18 protein-coding genes are annotated in these 19,103 nt (G+C 62.9%); 3 read left to right on the top strand and 15 right to left on the bottom strand.

Annotation, left to right across the window (positions count from 1 at the left end; all coding sequences use genetic code 11):
- Position 1 precedes the first annotated feature (1 nt).
- The 3 genes from EN824_RS27745 to EN824_RS27735 form a co-directional block, all read right to left on the bottom strand.
- Positions 2 to 1,009, bottom strand: a complete 1,008-nt coding sequence (locus EN824_RS27745) for a magnesium and cobalt transport protein CorA (protein ID WP_127870775.1) — start codon at positions 1,007 to 1,009, stop codon at positions 2 to 4.
- A gap of 93 nt (positions 1,010 to 1,102) precedes the next feature.
- Entirely contained in the window at positions 1,103 to 1,828 is a 726-nt protein-coding gene (phoU, locus tag EN824_RS27740) for a phosphate signaling complex protein PhoU (protein ID WP_127275608.1), read from the bottom strand.
- Between the two features lie 116 nt (positions 1,829 to 1,944).
- On the bottom strand, positions 1,945 to 3,210 hold the full coding sequence (locus EN824_RS27735; RefSeq protein WP_127275607.1) for an ATP-binding protein: 1,266 nt from the start codon (positions 3,208 to 3,210) through the stop codon (positions 1,945 to 1,947).
- Positions 3,211 to 3,365: 155 nt separating this feature from the next.
- On the opposite strand from EN824_RS27735, the gene ppk2 reads away from it, so the two are divergent.
- Complete coding sequence (ppk2, locus tag EN824_RS27730) at positions 3,366 to 4,274, top strand: polyphosphate kinase 2 (RefSeq protein WP_135932917.1); 909 nt, start codon at positions 3,366 to 3,368, stop codon at positions 4,272 to 4,274.
- A gap of 72 nt (positions 4,275 to 4,346) precedes the next feature.
- Here ppk2 and EN824_RS27725 read toward each other — a convergent pair whose 3' ends face one another.
- The 3 genes from EN824_RS27725 to EN824_RS27715 all read right to left on the bottom strand — a co-directional run bounded on the left by EN824_RS27725 (position 4,347) and on the right by EN824_RS27715 (position 6,561).
- Entirely contained in the window at positions 4,347 to 5,096 is a 750-nt protein-coding gene (locus tag EN824_RS27725) for an enoyl-CoA hydratase-related protein (protein WP_127870772.1), read from the bottom strand.
- Positions 5,093 to 5,731 (bottom strand): acyl-homoserine-lactone synthase, encoded by a 639-nt coding sequence (locus EN824_RS27720; RefSeq protein ID WP_127870771.1) that lies wholly within the window; start codon positions 5,729 to 5,731, stop codon positions 5,093 to 5,095. The genes EN824_RS27725 and EN824_RS27720 overlap by 4 nt, the downstream gene beginning before the upstream one ends.
- Before the next feature lie 98 nt (positions 5,732 to 5,829).
- A complete protein-coding gene (locus EN824_RS27715) occupies positions 5,830 to 6,561 on the bottom strand; it encodes a LuxR family transcriptional regulator (RefSeq protein ID WP_127279873.1) in 732 nt (243 codons plus the stop codon).
- Between the two features lie 258 nt (positions 6,562 to 6,819).
- Between EN824_RS27715 and EN824_RS27710 the strand changes: the two genes are divergently transcribed.
- A complete protein-coding gene (locus tag EN824_RS27710; protein WP_127279874.1) occupies positions 6,820 to 7,668 on the top strand; it encodes a transporter substrate-binding domain-containing protein in 849 nt (282 codons plus the stop codon).
- Between the two features lie 68 nt (positions 7,669 to 7,736).
- On the opposite strand, the gene EN824_RS27705 is transcribed toward EN824_RS27710, so the two are convergent.
- A complete protein-coding gene (locus EN824_RS27705) occupies positions 7,737 to 8,150 on the bottom strand; it encodes a tellurite resistance TerB family protein (protein WP_127279875.1) in 414 nt (137 codons plus the stop codon).
- 158 nt (positions 8,151 to 8,308) lie between these two features.
- On the opposite strand from EN824_RS27705, the gene EN824_RS27700 reads away from it, so the two are divergent.
- Complete coding sequence (locus tag EN824_RS27700) at positions 8,309 to 9,955, top strand: lysine--tRNA ligase (RefSeq protein WP_127870770.1); 1,647 nt, start codon at positions 8,309 to 8,311, stop codon at positions 9,953 to 9,955.
- Here the strand turns inward: EN824_RS27700 and EN824_RS27695 are convergent.
- From EN824_RS27695 to EN824_RS27660, 8 genes are all read right to left on the bottom strand, one after another.
- Positions 9,921 to 10,772, bottom strand: a complete 852-nt coding sequence (locus EN824_RS27695) for a thermonuclease family protein (RefSeq protein WP_348630734.1) — start codon at positions 10,770 to 10,772, stop codon at positions 9,921 to 9,923. The genes EN824_RS27700 and EN824_RS27695 overlap by 35 nt on opposite strands.
- Positions 10,773 to 10,781: 9 nt before the next feature.
- On the bottom strand, positions 10,782 to 11,417 hold the full coding sequence (locus EN824_RS27690; RefSeq protein WP_127280688.1) for a helix-turn-helix transcriptional regulator: 636 nt from the start codon (positions 11,415 to 11,417) through the stop codon (positions 10,782 to 10,784).
- Between the two features lie 147 nt (positions 11,418 to 11,564).
- A complete protein-coding gene (locus tag EN824_RS27685) occupies positions 11,565 to 11,867 on the bottom strand; it encodes a hypothetical protein (RefSeq protein ID WP_127280689.1) in 303 nt (100 codons plus the stop codon).
- An 85-nt stretch (positions 11,868 to 11,952) separates the two neighbouring features.
- Positions 11,953 to 12,498, bottom strand: a complete 546-nt coding sequence (locus EN824_RS27680; RefSeq protein ID WP_135932916.1) for a thioesterase family protein — start codon at positions 12,496 to 12,498, stop codon at positions 11,953 to 11,955.
- Between the two features lie 9 nt (positions 12,499 to 12,507).
- Positions 12,508 to 14,727, bottom strand: a complete 2,220-nt coding sequence (locus EN824_RS27675; protein WP_135932915.1) for a 3-hydroxyacyl-CoA dehydrogenase NAD-binding domain-containing protein — start codon at positions 14,725 to 14,727, stop codon at positions 12,508 to 12,510.
- A gap of 13 nt (positions 14,728 to 14,740) precedes the next feature.
- Positions 14,741 to 15,949, bottom strand: a complete 1,209-nt coding sequence (locus tag EN824_RS27670; RefSeq protein ID WP_127870767.1) for an acetyl-CoA C-acetyltransferase — start codon at positions 15,947 to 15,949, stop codon at positions 14,741 to 14,743.
- 34 nt (positions 15,950 to 15,983) lie between these two features.
- Positions 15,984 to 17,156, bottom strand: a complete 1,173-nt coding sequence (locus EN824_RS27665; protein ID WP_127279758.1) for an acyl-CoA dehydrogenase family protein — start codon at positions 17,154 to 17,156, stop codon at positions 15,984 to 15,986.
- 45 nt (positions 17,157 to 17,201) lie between these two features.
- Positions 17,202 to 18,992 (bottom strand): acyl-CoA dehydrogenase, encoded by a 1,791-nt coding sequence (locus EN824_RS27660; protein WP_135916874.1) that lies wholly within the window; start codon positions 18,990 to 18,992, stop codon positions 17,202 to 17,204.
- Positions 18,993 to 19,103: the final 111 nt, after the last annotated feature.

Below are 19,103 nucleotides of genomic sequence, written 5' to 3'. Positions count from 1 at the left end.
TTCACAGCCAGCCGTTCTTCCTGAACCGCCAATACAGGAAGCAGCAGATCAGCGCGATGGTGGCCAGCACCATCGGGTAGCCATATTCCATCTTCAGCTCGGGCATGTCGGTAAAGTTCATGCCGTAGATACCGGCGAATGCGGTTGGCACCGCCAGGATGGCCGCCCACGAGGCGAGTTTCTTGGAGATCGCCGTTTCCTGGCTCTGGCCGACCAGGAGACTGGCCTCGAAGGCGAAGGCCAGCACCTCGCGCAGACTGTCGATTTTCTCCTGGACGGTGCGGATGTGATCCGTCACGTCGCGGAACAGCGGGTGCATGGCCGAATGGATCTGCGGCAGCTCGGCGCTGGTCAGCCGGCGGCAGACTTCCACCAGGGGCAATGCCGCATTGCGCAGGCGCAAGAGGTCGCGGCGCAGCATGTAAAGCCGTTCGATATCGGGGCCGGTCATCGGCTTCAGCAGGACCTTGTCCTCGATCGCCTCGACCTCGTCCTCGATCTGCTCGAGCACGGGCATGTAGTTGTCGACGATGAAGTCGAGAATGGCGTAAAGGACGAAATCCTCGCCCTTGGCCAGCGAGTGCGGGCAGCTTTCCCAGTGCTGGCGCACGGCGGCATAGGATGTCGACGGGCCGTGCCTGACGCTGACGATGTAGCCTGAGCCGACAAACAGATGAGTCTCGCCGAAGGTGACGCGCCCGTCGATCAGCTGCGCCGTGCGGGCGACGATGAACAGCGCATCGCCATATTGCTCGATCTTTGGCCGCTGGTGCGGATGCTCGGCATCCTCGATCGCCAGCTCATGCAGATGAAACTGTGCCTGGACGCGCAGCAGAAGTTCACGGTCGGGTTCAAGCAGCCCGATCCAGACGACGTGTCCCGATTTCTTGGCCCAATCGCCGGCTTCCTCGATTGGAATATCGGCGATGCGGCGCCCGGCGGTATAGACACCGCAGGCAATGATGCCCGATGTCGGCGGCGAGGGCTTGAACTCCCGGACATATTCCATCGCGGCCTCCGAAAGCGTTGCCTTCCCCAGGGAACCAAGCTTATCTCGGGGTAGTTTAGCGCAATATGATCAAGCGTTCGAGAGGACGTGCGTTCACTTCACCGGCAGCGCCGCGGGGAGGCCGATCTTGTCCGTCTTGTCGCTTTTCGGCCGATCGGGCGGCATCTGGTCGCCGGTGACGATGTAGTAGATGGTCTCGGCGATGTTGGTGGCATGATCGCCGATACGCTCGATGTTCTTGGCGCAGAACAGCAGATGCGTACAGGGCGTGATGTTGCGCGGATCTTCCATCATGTAGGTCAGCAATTCGCGAAACAGCGACGTGTACATGGCATCGATCTGGTCGTCTCGGTCGCGCACGAAGCCGATCTTGTCGACCGAACGCGACGCATAGACGTCGAGAACTTCCTTCAGCTGGGTCAGCGCCAGGTTGGCCAGAGCCTCCAGGCCGCGGAAAAGGCTGGTCGGCTGACGGCCGTCGATGACGGCGACCACCCGCTTGGCGACGTTCTTACCGAGGTCGCCGACCCGCTCGAGGTCGGCCGAAATGCGGATGGCGCCGACGATCTCGCGCAGGTCCGTCGCCATCGGCTGGCGCTTGGCGATGATGATGATCGCCTTGTCGTCGATCTCACGCTGCCCCTCATCCAGCACGAGGTCATCGCGAATGACCTTCTGGGCCAATCCCGGATCGGCATTGACCAAGGCGGCGACCGCCTGCTCGACCATGCGCTCGGCATGGCCGCCCATGGCGGCGATGCGCTTGGAGAGATATTTCAGTTCCTCGTCAAAGGCGCTCATTGTGTGAACGGACTGCATGGACGAAATGCCTTCCCACGGGGTGTCTTGATTTTGAGTCGTTTCCTCGAATCCCCGCTGATACGCTAACCGGATGACAGAAAAAAGAAACGGTCCCGTGGAAAACTAGGGCAGTATCAGTGCGCCGGCAAATGGACTGAGAACGCGGCGCCCTTGCCGACCTCGGACCGGATCGTCAGCCTTGCGTTGTGACGCGTCAGAATGTGCTTGACGATCGACAGGCCAAGTCCCGTGCCTTTCTGGGTCCGGCTGGTCTCGACATCGATACGATAGAAGCGTTCGGTGATGCGCGGGATATGTTCCTCGGGGATGCCGGGGCCGAAATCCCGGATCGTCACGTCGATGCCTGGTTCGGAACCGTCATCGCCGCGCGCGATCGACACCACGACGCGGCCGCCCGACTGGCCGTATTTGCAGGCGTTTTCCAAAAGGTTCTCGAAGACCTGGAACAACTCGTCGCGATCGCCCGGCACATCGAGCGGCCCCTTGGCGAAATCGCGCTCGATGGCGACATTGTTTTCCCGGGCGAGCGGTCCGAGCGAATCGATGACGCTGTCGACGGTCTGGCGCAGATCGACTTCGGTTCCCGGTCTCAGATAGGGCTTCATCTCCAGCCGCGACAGCGACAGCAGATCGTCGATCAGGCGCGCCATGCGGCCGGTCTGGTTCTGCATGATCTGGAGGAACTGCTCGCGCGCCGCCGGATCGTTGCGGGCCGGTCCGCGCAGCGTCTCGATGAAACCCGCGATCGAGGCCAGCGGGGTGCGCAACTCGTGACTGGCGTTGGCGATGAAGTCGGCGCGCATGCGGTCTATGCGTCGCGCCTCGCTCTGGTCCTTGAAGACCAGCACATAGAGGTCGGTGCCATGCCCGACCGATGACGCGCTGACCCGGTAGGCCCGTTCGACAGGCAGTTTCTCGGTGTAATCGACAACATCCGAGGCGACGGTTCCCGACAGCACACTGTCCAGCAGCGCCTGCATTTCCGGCGCCCGGAATTTCAGCGGCAGCGATATGCCGGGCGCGATGCCGCCAAAGGCGGCAAAGGCGGCGGCGTTGGCGTGGACGATGGTGGCGGCCTGGTCGAAGATGATGAGCGGATCGGCGACGGCGGCCGCGAGATATTCCCCCGACAGGCGCTGCAAGCCCATCGCCTCGATTGCCCCGACGCTCTCGGCGGAATGGCGCACACCGGCCGCCGGCAATATTGCCGCCGCCAGCAACAGCAGCAGAGCCGGTACCAGCACGTAGGCGGAAATACCCGCGAAGCCATAGGCGATCAGAACCGCCACGACCCCGGCCGCAAGCAGCCAGCGGCTGTTCCACAGCCGGGCGGCCATGGCTTGCCCCGTGCCTTTCTGTTCCGCGCCCAGGTCAGTCATTCGCGCGCCCAACCTCCACCGGTCACACGGCGACGGAAACTTCCGCTGGACCGCAAATCAAAAGTGCTACAGCGTCGTTTGCGCGTCCAAATGGACATGCGGCCTGTAGTGGCTCCCAATAGCATGAGTCCAGACACTTAAAAGGGTTCGTCTGCATGAAAAACGCCAAGGAAAATTCCGTCACGCCAACTTCTGGTCCGCTGAACATCAAGATCGGCGGCAAGAAACGGGAGTTCGATATCGAGAATCCCGAGCTTCCGGACTGGGTCGAGGAGAACAAGCTGACCGCGGGCGGGTATCCCTACGACAAGAAGATGAAAAGCGAAGAGTATGACGAGACGCTCGAGAAATTGCAGATCGAGCTGGTCAAGGCGCAAGCCTGGCTGCAGGCGACCGGCAAGCGGGTGATGGCGCTGTTCGAGGGGCGTGACGCTGCCGGCAAGGGCGGTACGATCTTCGTGGTGCGCCAGTACCTCAACCCGCGCACGGCGCGCAACGTCGCGCTGACCAAACCAACCCCGACGGAGCTGGGGCAATGGTACTACCAGCGCTATGCCGACCATTTCCCGACGTCGGGCGAATTCGTCACTTTCGACCGCTCCTGGTACAACCGCGCCGGCGTCGAGCCAGTGATGGGTTTTTGCACCCCCGAACAGCATGAGAAGTTTCTCGACGAGACGCCGCATTTCGAACGAATGATCGTCAATGACGGCATCCATTTCTTCAAATTCTGGCTGAACATCGGCCAGGAGACGCAGCTCGAGCGCTTTCACGATCGCCGCTACAGCCCCCTGAAGAGCTGGAAGTTCTCGCCGATAGACATTGCCGGCATCACCAAGTGGGACGATTACACCAAGGCGCGCGACAGCATGTTCGAGCGCACCCACAAGGAGTTCGCGCCATGGATCATCGTGCGGGCCAACGACAAGCGCCGCGCGCGGCTGGCGGTGATGCGTCGCATCCTCCTGTCGCTGCCCTACGAGGGGCGCGATCTCGATGTCGTCGGCAAGGAAGACAAGAAGATCATCGGCGAAGGGCCGTCATTCCTGGGCAAGCAGGACTGACGCTTTGGCGCCGCGCGGCCAAAGCCAGCGCGGCGCAGTTGATGGATGTCCTCTTTCCTCAGCCGAGCGGCTCTAGGCCGCCAGGCGCGCGATCCGCTGCAACCGTCGCAGCGTGGCGTCGTCCTGCAGCGCCTGCTGGAACAGCGATATCTCCTCATCGATGCGCTCGCAAAGTGCCGTGGTGTTGCCCTTGAGCAAGCCGCGCGTCTGCAGCAACGCCGCAACCGGCTTTTTGGCCAATTGTCTTGCCCGGCCGAGCGTCGCCTCCTCGACGCTGCCTTCCGGGACGATCTCTGCGACGAGGCCGAGCGCCCTGGCGTCTTCGGCACGGAGCGTGTCGCCGAGGCAGAAGAAGCGGAAAGCTCCGGCATAGCCGAGCTTCTGCGGCGCCAGGATGCTGGTCGCCGCGTCCGGCACCAGGCCGAAATCGACGAACGGCACCCGGAACGTGCTTTTTTCCGACGCGATCACCATGTCGCAATGGAACAGGATGGTGCAACCGACGCCGACGGCGTCGCCGTCGACACAGGCCAGGATGGGCTTCGGAAACGTCGCCAGCATGCGGAACATGTCGGTGACGGCGGCGATCAGCTTCTGATGCTTGGTGGCATCCAGGAATTCGGAAAAGTCGCCGCCAAGGCAGAAACAGCCCGCCAGGCCGCGCAGCACGACGACCCGCACCTCGTCGTTCTCGGCGGCTTCGTGGAACGTCGTGGCAAGGCTCTCATAGGCCCTTCTATCGAGCACCGGCCGGCCGTCATTCGACGATACGGTGACGATCAGAGCGTGGTTGCGCAGTTCAGGCTGCGGGTGCGCGTTCATGATGCCCTCCTTTGGCCGAACATGTCGGGATATCCCCTGGCCAGAACGGGCGCATGATGATTGCGGCGCGACCGCACCACGTCCAGCGTGTGCTCGTTGAAGGTGAGCAGCGTCGCCACGACCTGCTGGGTGCCATAGGTGCGCTGATAGCCGAGCGGCGTCGCCAGGAAGTGCAGTTGCAACGCGCGCAGCACCCACATCGGCTCGAACTCGATGATCACCTTGTCGACGCCGCGCTTCAGACCCCACTCGACGAAACCGGCTATCAACTCCGTGCCGACGGTCGAGACGCCGCGCCGGCCATCGCGAAAACCCGGAGCCACCGCATAGCGGGTCAACTCCCAGATGTTGGGACCCGCCGGCGGCGTTCCCTCGGAGAGATCGGTCAACACCTCGGTCAGCAGATGCGGCCGCGTGGTCGGCAACATCCTCTGATAGCCCGCGACTTCATTGCCCCTGATGACGATCTGATGCACCGCCTCGTCATGATCGAACTGGTCGACCTCAAATCCGTCGGGGCGCCGTAGGTCCTCCCATCCCATTTCCTCGACGAATATCTGATAGCGCAGCCGATGGACGGCCTCCCAGAGATCGGGGCGTTCCATCAATTCCTTGGTCGAAAGACAAAAAAGCATTCCGTAGTCTCCTGTGTTTCAGGGGAAGATACGGCCGTGCTTCGATGCGAAAATTGCGTGATCACGTAGGCGAAAAGTGCTAGGCCGGCACGGCCGACCTAGCTAATGTAGCCGCGCCGTATCGCCTCGGCGACTGCCTGCACCCGGTTGACGGCACCGAGTTTGCTTTTGGCGTTAAGAAGATGTTTCTCCGACGTGTGCTCGGAGATGCCGAGGATTTGCGAAATCTCCCATTCGGACTTGCCGACGGCGGCCCATTGCAGGCACTCGCGTTCGCGCGGCGTCAATTCGATATGGTCGATTATCTTGCCGGCCATGGTGTGGAGTTGCATGGCGCGGCCGACCGCATAGGTCGAGACCAGCGAGACAAGGCCGAACTCGGCCGCCGACAGTTCCACGGCCTCGCCCCCCAGGGACACCATGACGATCTCACCGTCAAGCGTGATCAGAGGGAAGGCGAGCCCGTCACGCAGCTTGAAGGCACCGGCGTCGCCCATCACTTCGCCACTGTTCTTGTCGATGCGAAGGCCCTGGGCGGCTTCACGCCACTGGAACGGCGCCTGCAACTGCTTCATGTGACTGACGACGGGATCGTGATCGACATAGTTGCGCGCCACATAGCGCTCCAGCCATTCGACCGGCCAATCGCAAAGCAGCACATGCTGCTTTTGCTGACCCGTCGGCGTGCCCGGCTTCGGAACGGTTCCGGCCATCAGCGCGGTCAGGCCGAACTCCGATGTTACGCCCAACAGTTTCTCGCAGACCGCGGCCGCCGTCGCGGCGTGCTGCAGTTGGTCTATGTATTCCAGCGTCCGATCGAACTGACTCATCGCAACATCAACCCCATGTTGCCTCATGCATTAAAGCCCATGGTCCGCGCCTTGCTGGCACTTTGCCACTGACCACGGATTGCAAAGCGCCCGCTTCCGGTTGTGGTTCTCGACCCTGGTACCCCACCAGGGCAGCCACCGCTTGTTTGCAAACTCAGCGAATCATATCCTGAAATCGAAGCGTTGAAATCAAAAAGCATTGTGCCTGTACCATTTTCGTACCAAAACCGGCACGAGCACGGTGCGGGGAGTTCTATTGTGGCGTTCCAATGGAGGTTCCAGGTCCTGGCAGTGGCGCTCATTGCGGCATTGGCTTGGATTCCCGGAGCACGCGCGGAGCCCCAGGTACCGGTGCTGTGGGACGCCAAGGAGCGGCTGCCCAAGCCGGACCTTTCGGCACTGCCGCGGCTGCGGTTCCTGACGACCACGGATTTTCCGCCCTTCAATTTCCTCGACGGCGCGGGAAAGCTGTCGGGTTTCCATATCGACCTGGCGCGCGCCATCTGCGCGGAGCTCGGCATCGTCGACAAGTGCCAGATCCAGGCGCTGCCCTGGGCGGAGCTTCAAGGCGCGATCGGGAAAGGCGAAGGCGAAGCGATCATCGCCGGCATTGCCGCAACGCCGCAGTCGCGCCAGACATACGCCTTCTCGCGCGCCTACCTGCAGTTCCCGGCGCGCTTCATCATGCCGAAGAACAAGGCGCTGGCGGAACCGATCTTCGATAAATTGCACGGCAAGCGCGTCGGGGTGATATCAGGCTCGGCGCATGAACGCATGCTGCGCGACTATTTCAGCACGGTCCAGGTGGTTCCCTTCGACAAGCCGGAAGCCCTCTATGGCGATCTGAAGGCCGGCAAGATCGATGCGGCCTTCGGTGATGGCATGCGCTTCGCCTTCTGGCTCGGCGGCTCCGACGCGGCCGGCTGCTGCCGCTTTGCCGGCGGCCCCTATCTGGCGCCCGAATATCTGGGCACCGGCATGGCGATCGCCACGCGAGCGGACAATCCGGCACTGGCCGCGGCCCTCGACTACGCGCTGCAGGAGATTTCGATGAAAGGCACCTTCGCCGAATTCTACCTGCGCTATTTCCCGGTCAGCTTTTTCTGATCCGGCCCGGTCAGCTTTTTCTGATCCGGCCCGGTCAGCTTTTTTCTGATCCGGCGTAATGCTCGCCTTCAGGTGAGCGTGCGAAGCCGCGCCTTGGCCGCACGGCCGATGGCCGCCACGGTCAACGTGTCGAGATCGAGCTGGCGGCGGATCAACTGCAGCACCCGCACTTCCTCCATGCGCATTTCGAGATCGATGGCAGCCACTTCGAAGGCCGCCGCATAGGCGGTGTCGCGCAATCGCTCCGGCAGCGCCTCGGCAACCTGGGTGAGGACACCCTCCAGGCCATCCTTTTCATGCAACAGCTTCTGACAAGCCTGAGCCACGGCAACCAGCCGGTCCTGCTTGAAATCCTCGAACACCGGCCACGAGCGGACGACCTCGCCGATCCTGGCCAGTTCGACATCGGTCATGTCACGGTCGGAGGCCGATGTGATGACCATCAGGTAGATCAGCGCTTCGTGCGGGGTGGGCGACGGCATTCTTTACTCCTTGGACGGGCTTCGAAGGTAGGAAGGGGAGCCTGAGGCCGCAAGGAAAAAGCGCCCCACGCGTTGACGCTCCGGCCATGCGCGCCTAGAGACCGGTTGAAAATCGACACTTGCAGCCCGAGCGGCGAATAATTTTGGAAAACAGGACCATGGCGGGATCAAACATCATCGATCTCAATCCCGAACTGCTGGCGGCGGCGGCCGAGAGCAAGGCGTGGCCGTTCGAGGAAGCCAAAAAAATCATCGAACGCTACAAGGGCGCCGACTTTCCCGAAACGATCCTGTTCGAAACCGGCTATGGACCGTCGGGCCTGCCGCATATCGGCACGTTCGGCGAAGTGGCGCGCACCTCCATGGTGCGCCATGCGTTCCGCGTGCTGACGCAGGACAAGGTCGCGACCAAGCTGCTGTGTTTTTCGGACGACATGGACGGCATGCGCAAGATACCCGACAGCGTGCCGGATCGAGCGGCGCTCGAGCCGTATCTGCACAAGCCGCTGTCATCGGTGCCCAACCCCTTCGGCGGCGACTTTGCGAGCTTCGCCGACCACAACAATGCGATGCTCTGCCGCTTCCTCGACACGTTCGGCTTCGACTACGAATTCGCCAGCGCGACGCAATATTACAAGTCAGGCCGCTTCGATGCGATGCTGTTGCGCGCCGCCGAACGCTACGACCAGATCATGGCGGTGATGTTGCCGACGCTCGGGCCGGAGCGGCAGGCGACATACAGCCCCTTCCTGCCGATTTCGCCGAAGAGCGGGCGCGTGCTTTACGTTCCCATGAAGCATGTCGACGCCAAGGCCGGCACCATCACCTTCGACGATGAAGGCACCGAAACCACGCTGCCGGTCACCGGCGGCAGAGTGAAGCTGCAGTGGAAGCCGGATTTCGGCATGCGCTGGGCGGCCCTCGGCGTCGATTTCGAGATGTTCGGCAAGGACCACCAGACCAATGCGGTGGTCTATGACCGCATCTGCAACATACTGGGCGGGCGGGCGCCGGAGCATTTCGTCTACGAGTTGTTCCTCGACGAGAACGGCCAGAAGATCTCCAAGTCGAAGGGCAACGGCCTGACCATCGACGAATGGCTAACCTATGCGCCGACCGAGAGCCTGGGGCTCTATATGTACCAGCGGCCCAGGCAGGCGAAGAAGCTCTATTTCGACGTCATCCCGCGGGCGGTCGACGAATACTACACTTTCCTCGCGGCCTATCCCCGCCAAGAGTGGAAGGAGCGGCTGGGCAACCCGGTCTGGCATATGCATGACGGCAATCCGCCCGCCATCGACATGCCGGTGCCGTTCTCGCTGCTGCTCAACCTGGTCAGCGCCTCCAATGCGCAAAACAAGGATGTGCTGTGGGGCTTCATCTCGCGCCATGTTCAGGGCGTGACCCCCGCCTCCCATCCCGAGCTCGACCGGCTGACGGGCTATGCGATCCGCTATTTCGACGATTTCGTGAAGCCGACGAAGACCTTTCGCCCGGCCGACGAGGTCGAACGCGAAGCGCTGGTGGCTCTCGAAAAGGCGCTTGCCGACTTGCCGACGGACGCCGGCGGCGAGGCGATCCAGAACGCCTCGCTCAACGTGGCGCGCAAGATCGAACGCTACCAGGATCATTCCAAGCAGAGCCCAGAAGGCGGCCCCGGCGTTTCAGGCGCCTTCTTCCAGATGATCTATCAGGTGCTGATTGGCCAGGAACGCGGCCCACGCTTCGGATCCTTCGCCGCGCTCTACGGCGTCACCGAGACCCGCTCGCTCATTCAGAAGGCGTTGGCTGGTCAGCTTGCTTGAGGACGCCGCCATCCTCTTCCAGGATCGAACCCGGCGCCTGAGGCGCCGGGGCGGTGGCGGCCGGCGCCGCCGGGATGCCGGCTAGGTTCGGCGCCGGTCCGAAAATACCTTTCTTCGCACTTTGTGCCTTGTCACCGGCTTCCACATAGGGCCCGCCCTTGGCGGCGCGCGCCCAGCCGTTTTCGACCAGCCATTGACCGACATCCTGCTTGCCTATCCGGCACTCCGCGGCAATCAGGTCGCGACCACCTTCCGGCGGCACCAGGCAAACCACCGCGCGGCCGCGCAGCAAGGAACGGAATGCCGTGCGGGCACGGACGCCGCACGGCCAGGATTTGCCATCGGTGGTGCAGGTCTCGTCCTGCCCGACGACATCGATGCCGGAAATGGCGACCGAATAGCCTTTCGCCTCGATCAGGCCGGCGGCCGGGGCGACCGGCTGGAACAGCTTTGTGCCGTGCCAGTCGTCGGGCATCTTCGGCTTGGGCGGCACGGCGAGCGCCAGCTTGCTCAGCGGCGCGCGCGGCTCGACCCGCTCGGGCTCCCCGGCGGGCATTTCTGGCGGCGTGATGACATCCGGATCGATCGCCCGCGAATGCACCGCCGGCTTTGGCGGCTGCGATGCAGGTATGGCGGAGGTGGCAGGTTCTTCCGGCACCGTCCCGGCGTCAGCCTGGGGGAGCGTATCGGCGCCGGGATCGATCTGGTCCAACGCAACAGTGCTTTCGCTGCCCTTCAGCGTGCGTCCGCCGGCAACGACCAGTGCCGCCATCGCCGGAACCATCAGAACCGCCAGGACAAGATGAGGAAGTCGCACCCGTTGCACCTATTGGCTTGCCCAGACGATCCGCGCCACCCATTCGACCTCGCGCATTGGGATGTCGCGATCCGGATGCTCCGGATTGAGCGAGACCAGCGCGATCGACTTGACGGTCTGTCGCTCGAGCACCTTGGCCATCACCTCACCTGATGTCGTCTTGACGACGACGCGATCGCCCTTGCGCGTGGCGGCGCCCGGCTCGACGATGAGGACGTCGCCGTTGCGGTAGAGCGGCAGCATGGAATCGCCCTGCACCTGCAGCGCATAGGAACTTTCGGTCGATTGCGCCGGCAATTCGACGAGCTCCCAGCCCTGCCCCGCCGGAAAGCCGGCATCGTCGAAGAAGCCGCCGGCGCCTGCCTGGGCAAAGCCGAGCAACGGCACGGCGCGCCGGCTGGCGGGCGATGCGCCCCGGCCTTCGATCAGTCCCGTGAATTCGTCCAGCGAAGCGCCGGTCGCCTCGATGATCTTGGCCAGCGATTCGGTCGAAGGCCAGCGCGGCCGGCCGTCCGAGGACAGGCGTTTCGATTTGTTGAAGGCGGTCGAATCCAGTCCCGCGCGCCTTGCCAGACCCGACGCCGAAAGCGAATAGCGCTCGGCAAGAGCATCGATGGCAGCCCAGACGCGGTCGTGCGAGAGCATGACGTGCTCTCCTTCGAAACAGGAAAAAATGCCTCTTCCTGTCTAACGCGCAACGGCTGCGTTGTCCACCAGCGTGGCCGGCGGATCACGAACAAAGCTGTGTGCCGCAATGACGGCACAGTCATGGCCGAAGCCGCGGATAAGCTATCAGGCCAATGCCGCCATCGCCCTCGGCAGACCCTTCTTCAGCTCGTCGACGTTCATTACCGGGATCATCTCGACGGTGGCATTGAAGGCGAAGAAGAACCGCTCGGCGACATAGGGCATGTCCGAACTGTCCTTTACCTCGAGGAAAAGGTAGGCCGTCCGCCAACCACCGTCAGCGGTAAAATAGGCAGCCTCCGGCTTGAGGTCGGACAGGGTATGCTCGATGAACTTGCCCATGCTGCCTTCCTTGATCGCCTTGTTGCCCTCCTCGGCCGGGATGGACACTCTCAGCATCATACGCATGATGACTACTCCTCCGCCAACATTATGTTAGCGAAAACTAATGTATCATCCGCACCTGGCTTGGGAAAGTCGATCGACGGGTTGATCAGCCGGACGATTTGGCCAGACCGCGCAGCCCTTGGTGCGAGGTCATGAAAATCCGTTCCGCCTCTGTCGGCGGACGCGGGTTCACCGCCCGGCCAAGTGCGGCGACAACCTCGTCAATGTCGAGGAAGCGGCGCGCCTTGCGGTCGTAGACGCCGGCCGTCGTCAGGATCAAAGCGGCCGTCTCGCCATTGTCCAGGACGAAACGGTGTTTGCCGATGACCTGGGTGCCTTCCCAGGTCTCGATCGAGGACACCACCTCGAAACGGCGCCACAGCCTGATCTCGCGGGCATAGACCACCTGCAGCCCGCCCATCATCGGCGCCCAGCCATTCTTCCGCGCCAGCCTGATCAAGCCGGCACGGACGAACAGGTCGATGCGGCCGAGATCGGCCAGCATCATGTAGCGCGCATTGTTGAGATGGACGTTGAAGTCGATGTCGGTCGGCAGGCAGCGAAAGGCCAGCCGGCCTTCACCAGCCATCACATAGGGGCCACGGCTACGCGCCGTGGCCAGCATGCGCGCCATGCGCGCCCAGACATACATGGCGCGATATCAGGCTGCCTGCTTCACATCGCCCTTGGCATAGGGATCGAAGCGTTCGTAGAAGGTCTCACCTTTCTCGGCCATGTCGAGGAGCAGCTTGGGCGCCTTGAACTCGGCGCCATACTTCTTCTGCAGGCCCTTGGCGATCTTGACGAACTGCTTGGCGCCGATCCCGTCGATATAGGACAGCGCACCACCGGTATAAGGCGCGAAGCCGAAGGCCAGGATCGAACCGACATCGGCCTCGCGTGGATCGGTGACGATGCCTTCCTCCATCACCCGCGCCGCTTCGAGCGCGATGGTGACGAGCAGACGTTGCTGCAGCTCCTCATAGTCGACCTTCTCGGGTGCCAGCTGCGGATAGAGGTCCTTGAGGCCGGGCCAGAGCTTCTTCTTGGCGGGCTTGGCCGGATAGTCGTAAAAACCCTTGCCGTTCTTGCGGCCGAAACGGCCGTGGTCGTCGACCATTGTGTCGATCAGCGCCATCTGCCTGGGGTCGACGGCCTTGTCGCCGATATCCCTGATGGTCTGCTTCATGATCTTCTGGGCGAGGTCAATGGCCGTCTCGTCGGTCAGCGCCAAGGGACCGACCGGCATGCCGGCGGCCTTCGCCGCATTCTCGATCATCGGCGCGGGCACGCCCTCGATCAGCATCTTGTAGGCTTCCGACATGTAACGCAGCACGCAGCGGTTGACGTAGAAGCCGCGCGTGTCGTTGACGACGATCGGCGTCTTCTTGATGGCGCGCACGAAGTCGATCGCCGTGGCCAGCGCCTTGTCGCCGGTCTTCTTACCCAGGATGATCTCGACCAGCATCATCTTGTCGACCGGCGAGAAGAAGTGGATGCCGATGAAATTCTTCGGCCGCGCCGAATTCTTGGCGAGACCGGTGATCGGGATGGTCGAGGTGTTGGAGGCAAAGATCGCCGACGACTTGAGCACGGCCTCCGCCTGTTCGGTGGCGGCTTTCTTGACAGCGGAATCCTCGAACACCGCTTCGACGACGAGATCGCAGCCGGCGAGGTCGGCATAGTCCGCCGTCGGCGTGATCAGCGACAGGAGCTTGTCCTTCTCCTCGGGCTTGGCGCGGCCCTTCTTGACCTGGTCCGAGACCAGGCTGTCCGAATGCGCCTTGCCCTTCTGCGCCGAGTCCATATCCCGGTCGAGCAGAACCACCGGAATGCCGGCCTTGGCGGTGACATAGGCAATGCCCGCGCCCATGAAGCCGGCGCCGAGGATGCCGATCTTCCTGAACTTGGTGTCCGGCACGCCGGCCGGACGGCGTGCGCCCTTGTTCAACTCCTGCAGCGACACGAACAGCGAGCGGATCATCGCCGCCGCTTCCTTCGTCTGCATGATCTCGGTGAAATAGCGCTGCTCGATCCTGAGCGCGGTGTCGAAGGGCACCAGGAGGCCCTCATAGACGCATTTGAGGATCGCCGCGGCGGCCGGGTAATTGCCATGGGTCTCGCGGCGCAGGATGGCGATGGCCGGCGGCCACAAATTGGCGCCGGCCGCCGAATAAACCGGCCCGCCGGGCAGCTTGAAGCCCTTCTCGTCCCACGGCGCCACCGGCTTGAGGCCGTTCCTGATCATCGCCTTCGCGGTCTCGACCAGCTTCGCCGGTTCGGCGATCTCATGGATCAGGCCCATCGCCTTCGCCTTCTGCGGCGACAGCGTCTGGCCGGAGGTCAGCATCTGCAACGCCTGTTGCTGGTCGGTCAGCCGCGGCACGCGCTGGGTGCCGCCGGCACCGGGGAAGATGCCGATCTTCACCTCGGGGAGCGCCATCCTGACCTTGTCGGAGTCGGCGGCGACGCGGCCATGGCAGGCCAGCGACATTTCGAAGGCGCCGCCCATGCAGGTGCCGTTGATCGCCGAGACCCATGGCTTGCCGCAGGTTTCCAGCTTGCGGAACAGGCCGGTCATGATGCCGGCATTATCGAACAGCGCCTTGGTCGCCTTTTCGACGTCCTTGACCTTGTCAGTGGCGAAGCTGGTCAGCATCTTCTGCAGCAGGGTGATGTCGGCGCCACCGGAGAAGCTGTCCTTGCCGGAGGTGATCACGGCGCCCTTGATGGCGGCATCGCCGGCCACCTTGTCGACGATGGCGTTCAACTCGCGCATCACCTCTTCGGTGAAGACGTTCATCGAGCGGTCCGGGCTGTTCCAGGTGACCAGCGCGATGCCGTCGGCGTCGGTGTCGAGGGTGAAATTGGTGTAGCTCATCGTTCTCTCCCCGTCAGACGCGTTCGATGATGGTTGCGGTGCCCATGCCGGCACCGATGCAGAGCGTTACCAGCGCGGTGTTCAAGTCGCGGCGCTCGAGTTCGTCCAGCACGGTGCCGAAGATCATCGCGCCGGTGGCGCCGAGCGGATGGCCCATGGCGATGGCGCCGCCATTGACGTTGATCTTGTCGTGCGGGATCTCGAAGGCCTGCATGTAGCGCAGCACCACCGAAGCGAAGGCCTCGTTGAGCTCGAACAGGTCGATATCCGACAGCTTCATCTTGGCGCGCTTCAACAGCTTCTCGGTGACGTCGACAGGGCCGGTCAGCATCAGCACCGGCTCGGAGCCGATGTTGGCGAAGGTGCGGATGCGCGCGCGCGGCTTCAGGCCCATGGCCTTGCCGGCCTTCTTCGAGCCGAGCAGCACGGCGGCGGCGCCATCGACGATGCCGGACGAGTTGCCGGCGTGGTGGACATGGTTGACCTCCTCGACCTCGGGGTGCTTCTGCACCGCCACGGCATCGAAGCCGCCCATTTCGCCAGGCATGACGAAGGAAGGGTTGAGCGAGGCGAGCGACTGCATGTCGGTCGACGGCCGCATGTGCTCGTCATGGTCGAGAATGGTGAGACCGTTCTGGTCCTTGATCGGGATGACCGAGTTCTTGAAGCGGCCATCGGCCCAGGATTTCGCGGCTCGCTTCTGGCTCTCGACCGCGTAGGCGTCGACGTCGTCGCGCGAGAAGCCGTATTTGGTGGCGATCAGGTCGGCTGAAATGCCTTGCGGCACGAACCAGCCGGGCAGGCCGACCGAAGGATCCATGAACCAGGCGCCGCCGGACATGCCCATGCCGACGCGCGACATCGATTCGACGCCGCCGGCGATGACGATTTCATCGGCGCCTTGCGCGATCTTGGCGGCGCCGAAATTGATGGCGTCCAAGCCGGAGGCGCAGAAGCGCGAGATCTGCATGCCGGGTGCCTTGGTGTCGTAGCCGGCCTCGAAGGCGGCGGCGCGCGGAATGACGGAGCCCGCCTCGCCGACCGGGTCGACGCAGCCGAAGATGATGTCGTCGACCGTGCCGGTGTCCAGCCCATTGCGGTCGCGCAGTGCCTCGAGCGTCCTGGCGGCGAGCCGCACCGCCGGCACCTCGTGCAGCGATCCGTCCTTCTTGCCCTTGCCGCGCGGCGTGCGCACGGCGTCATAGACATAAGCTTCGGCCATTTTCATGCTCCTTGGGTTCGCTGAAGAGAGCTGCTCAGAGCGAGCGTCCGATCAACAATTTCATGATCTCGTTGGTGCCGCCGTAGATGCGCTGGACGCGAGCGTCGCGGAACATGCGGGCGATCGGATATTCATTCATGTAGCCATAGCCGCCGTGCAATTGAAGGCATTCGTCGACGACTTTGCCCTGCAGGTCGGAGAGCCAGTACTTGGCCATCGAGGCCGTGACCGGATCGAGGCCGCCATTGATGTGACGGGTGACGCAGTCATTGTAGAAGACGCGGCCGATGGTGGCCTCGGTCTTCAGCTCGGCCAATTTGAACTGGGTGTTCTGGAAGTCGATGATCGCCTTGCCGAAGGCCTTGCGCTCCTTGACGTAGTCGATGGTCAGCGCCAGCGCCCGCTCGATCATGGCGATCGCCCCGGTGCCGATCTGCAGCCGCTCCTGCGGCAATTGCTGCATGAGCTGGACGAAGCCCTGTCCCTCCTCATGGCCGAGCAGGTTGGCGGTCGGCACACGCACATCGTTGAAGAACAGTTCCGAGGTGTCGTTGGCCTTCAGCCCGATCTTGTCGAGGTTGCGGCCGCGCTGAAAACCTTCGACCTCATCGGTCTCGACGATCATCAGCGAGGTACCCTTGGCGCCCTTCTCCGGATCGGTCTTGGTGACGACGATGATGAAGTTCGCCAGCTGGCCGTTGGTGATGAAGGTCTTGGAACCGTTGATCTTGTACTGGTTGCCGTCCTTCTCGGCACGGGTCTTGACACCTTGCAGGTCAGAGCCGGCGCCGGGCTCTGTCATGGCAATGGCGCCGATCAGTTCGCCGGTGGCGAGCTTGGGCAGCCATTTCTTCTTCTGCTCCTCCGAACCGTAGTGAAGGATGTAGGGTGCCACGATCGAATTGTGCAGGCCGATGCCGAAACCGTCGACGCCGACATGGCCGATCGCCTCGATGATGGCGCTCTCATGCGCGAAGGTGCCGCCCGAGCCACCATATTCCTCCGGCATCGAGGCGCAGAGCAGGCCGGCGGAACCGGCCTTCAGCCAGCTTTCGCGGTCGACCATCTCGTTCTTCTCGAACTCGTCGTAGCGCGGTGCGATCTCCTCCGACATGAAGCGTGTAGCCATGTCGTAGAGCATGCCGACCTCGTCGGCCGCCCAGGCTGGTTTCGGCAAGGAGAGCACTTCGGCGGGATTTGTCGCCACGATTTCCTCCGCGTATCGACAGATAGAAGGCTAGCGGGACCGAGTTTAGAACGCTTCCGCCGGCAGGGCCATCAGCGTATCGGCGCCGCTCGAAATACGGGCGAGGTGCGCCGAGGTTTCCGGCATGATCCGTTCCATGAAAAAGCGCGCCGTCACGACCTTGTTGTCGTAGAATTGCTGGAAGCCGTTGGCGCCGGTCTTGCCCTGCGCCGCCTTGGCCATCTGCGCCCACATGTAACCCAGCGCCACGAGGCCGAAGAGATGCATGTAGTCGGTCGAGGCCGCACCGGCATTGTCGGGCTTGGCCATGCCGTTCTGCAGCAGCCACATCGTCGCCGCCTGCAAATCGTTGAGTCCCTTCTTCAGACCCTTGGTGAAGGGCGCCATCTTCTCATCAACGCGGTTTTCCTCACAGAATTCGCCGACCTCCTTGAAGAAGGCCTGGATGGCGCGGCCGCCATTCAAGCCGAGCTTGCGGCCGACGAGGTCGAGCGCCTGGATGCCGTTGGCGCCTTCATAGATCATGGCGATGCGGGCATCGCGCACGAACTGGCTCATGCCGTGCTCTTCGATATAGCCGTGGCCGCCGAACACCTGCTGCGCCATGACAGCGTGGTCGAAGCCCTTGTCGGTCAGCACGCCCTTGACCACCGGCGTCATCAAGCCGGTGTAATCGTCGGCCGCCTGGCGGTCCTTGTCGTCGGCGGAGCGGTGCGCGATGTCGGACTTGATGGCAGTCCACAGCGCCAGCGCGCGGCCGGCCTCGTTGAAAGCCTTCATGGTCATCAGCGAGCGGCGGATGTCGGGATGAACGATGATCGGGTCGGCCTTCTTGTCCGGCGCCTTCGGGCCTGACAGCGAGCGGCCCTGCAAACGGTCCTTGGCGTAGGCGACGGCGTTCTGGTAGGCGATCTCCGACAGTGAAAGGCCCTGCAGGCCGACGCCGAGACGGGCCTCGTTCATCATCGTGAACATCGCCTTCAAGCCGCCATTGGCCTCGCCCAGCAGCGTGCCTTCGGCCTCGTCATAATTCATGACGCAGGTCGAGTTGCCATGGATGCCCATCTTCTCCTCGATGGAACCGCAGGAAACGGTGTTTCTTGTCCCCGGATTGCCCGAGGCGTCGAGCTTGAGCTTCGGCACGATGAACAGCGAGATGCCCTTGACGCCTTCGGGTGCGCCTTCGATGCGGGCCAGCACCAGATGGACGATGTTGTCCGACATGTCGTGCTCACCGGCCGAGATGAAGATCTTCTGGCCTGAAATCTTGTAGGTGCCATCGCCGTTCGGCACCGCCTTGGTGCGCAGCAGGCCGAGATCGGTGCCGCAATGCGGCTCGGTCAGGTTCATGGTGCCGGTCCAGGTGCCCTCGACCATCCTGGGCAGCCAGGTCGCCTTCTGCTCGTCGGTGCCGTGGGTGATGATGGCGGCGATCGCGCCCTGGGTCAGGCCGGGATACATCATCAGCGACATGTTGGCCGACACCATGTATTCGGCCACCGCCGTGTGTACGGCATAGGGCAGGCCCTGGCCGCCGAACTCGACGGGGGCCGCCAGACCCATCCAGCCGCCTTCGCGATACTGGTCGAACGCTTCCTTGAAGCCCTTGGGCGTGGTCACCGAGCCGTCGTCATGGCGCACGCAGCCTTCCATGTCGCCGACACGATTGAGCGGATGCATGACGTTCTCGGCGAGCTTGGCCCCTTCGGCGAGAATTGCCTCCAGCACGTCGGGCGTTGCGTCGGCGAATCCGGGAAGGTTCGAATAGCGCTGATAGCCCAGCACTTCGTTGAGCACGAACAGCGTGTCCTGGACCGGGGCCCTGTAGATCGGCATGCTTTTCCTCCACCATGCGGATTAGGCCTCGAAATCAAGCCGTGCGCGGCAAGCGGGCCAATGTCGAAGCCGCAATAGCAAATATTGACGTTTGCGTAAACGTCAATATTT

It is taken from the genome of Mesorhizobium sp. M8A.F.Ca.ET.181.01.1.1, assembly GCF_004792025.1.
GTDB lineage: Bacteria > Pseudomonadota > Alphaproteobacteria > Rhizobiales > Rhizobiaceae > Mesorhizobium.
The sequence above is the reverse complement of the archived record's forward strand: the minus strand, read 5'-3'. Positions and strand labels throughout refer to the sequence as shown.

Coding starts and splice junctions, on each gene's coding strand:
- EN824_RS27745 (WP_127870775.1), bottom strand. CDS start 1,009: ATGGAATATGTCCGGGAGTTCAAGCCCTCGCCGCCGACATCGGGCATC.
- phoU (WP_127275608.1), bottom strand. CDS start 1,828: ATGCAGTCCGTTCACACAATGAGCGCCTTTGACGAGGAACTGAAATAT.
- EN824_RS27735 (WP_127275607.1), bottom strand. CDS start 3,210: ATGACTGACCTGGGCGCGGAACAGAAAGGCACGGGGCAAGCCATGGCC.
- ppk2 (WP_135932917.1), top strand. CDS start 3,366: ATGAAAAACGCCAAGGAAAATTCCGTCACGCCAACTTCTGGTCCGCTG.
- EN824_RS27725 (WP_127870772.1), bottom strand. CDS start 5,096: ATGAACGCGCACCCGCAGCCTGAACTGCGCAACCACGCTCTGATCGTC.
- EN824_RS27720 (WP_127870771.1), bottom strand. CDS start 5,731: ATGCTTTTTTGTCTTTCGACCAAGGAATTGATGGAACGCCCCGATCTC.
- EN824_RS27715 (WP_127279873.1), bottom strand. CDS start 6,561: ATGAGTCAGTTCGATCGGACGCTGGAATACATAGACCAACTGCAGCAC.
- EN824_RS27705 (WP_127279875.1), bottom strand. CDS start 8,150: ATGCCGTCGCCCACCCCGCACGAAGCGCTGATCTACCTGATGGTCATC.
- EN824_RS27700 (WP_127870770.1), top strand. CDS start 8,309: ATGGCGGGATCAAACATCATCGATCTCAATCCCGAACTGCTGGCGGCG.
- EN824_RS27690 (WP_127280688.1), bottom strand. CDS start 11,417: ATGCTCTCGCACGACCGCGTCTGGGCTGCCATCGATGCTCTTGCCGAG.
- EN824_RS27685 (WP_127280689.1), bottom strand. CDS start 11,867: ATGCGTATGATGCTGAGAGTGTCCATCCCGGCCGAGGAGGGCAACAAG.
- EN824_RS27680 (WP_135932916.1), bottom strand. CDS start 12,498: ATGTATGTCTGGGCGCGCATGGCGCGCATGCTGGCCACGGCGCGTAGC.
- EN824_RS27675 (WP_135932915.1), bottom strand. CDS start 14,727: ATGAGCTACACCAATTTCACCCTCGACACCGACGCCGACGGCATCGCG.
- EN824_RS27670 (WP_127870767.1), bottom strand. CDS start 15,949: ATGGCCGAAGCTTATGTCTATGACGCCGTGCGCACGCCGCGCGGCAAG.
- EN824_RS27660 (WP_135916874.1), bottom strand. CDS start 18,992: ATGCCGATCTACAGGGCCCCGGTCCAGGACACGCTGTTCGTGCTCAAC.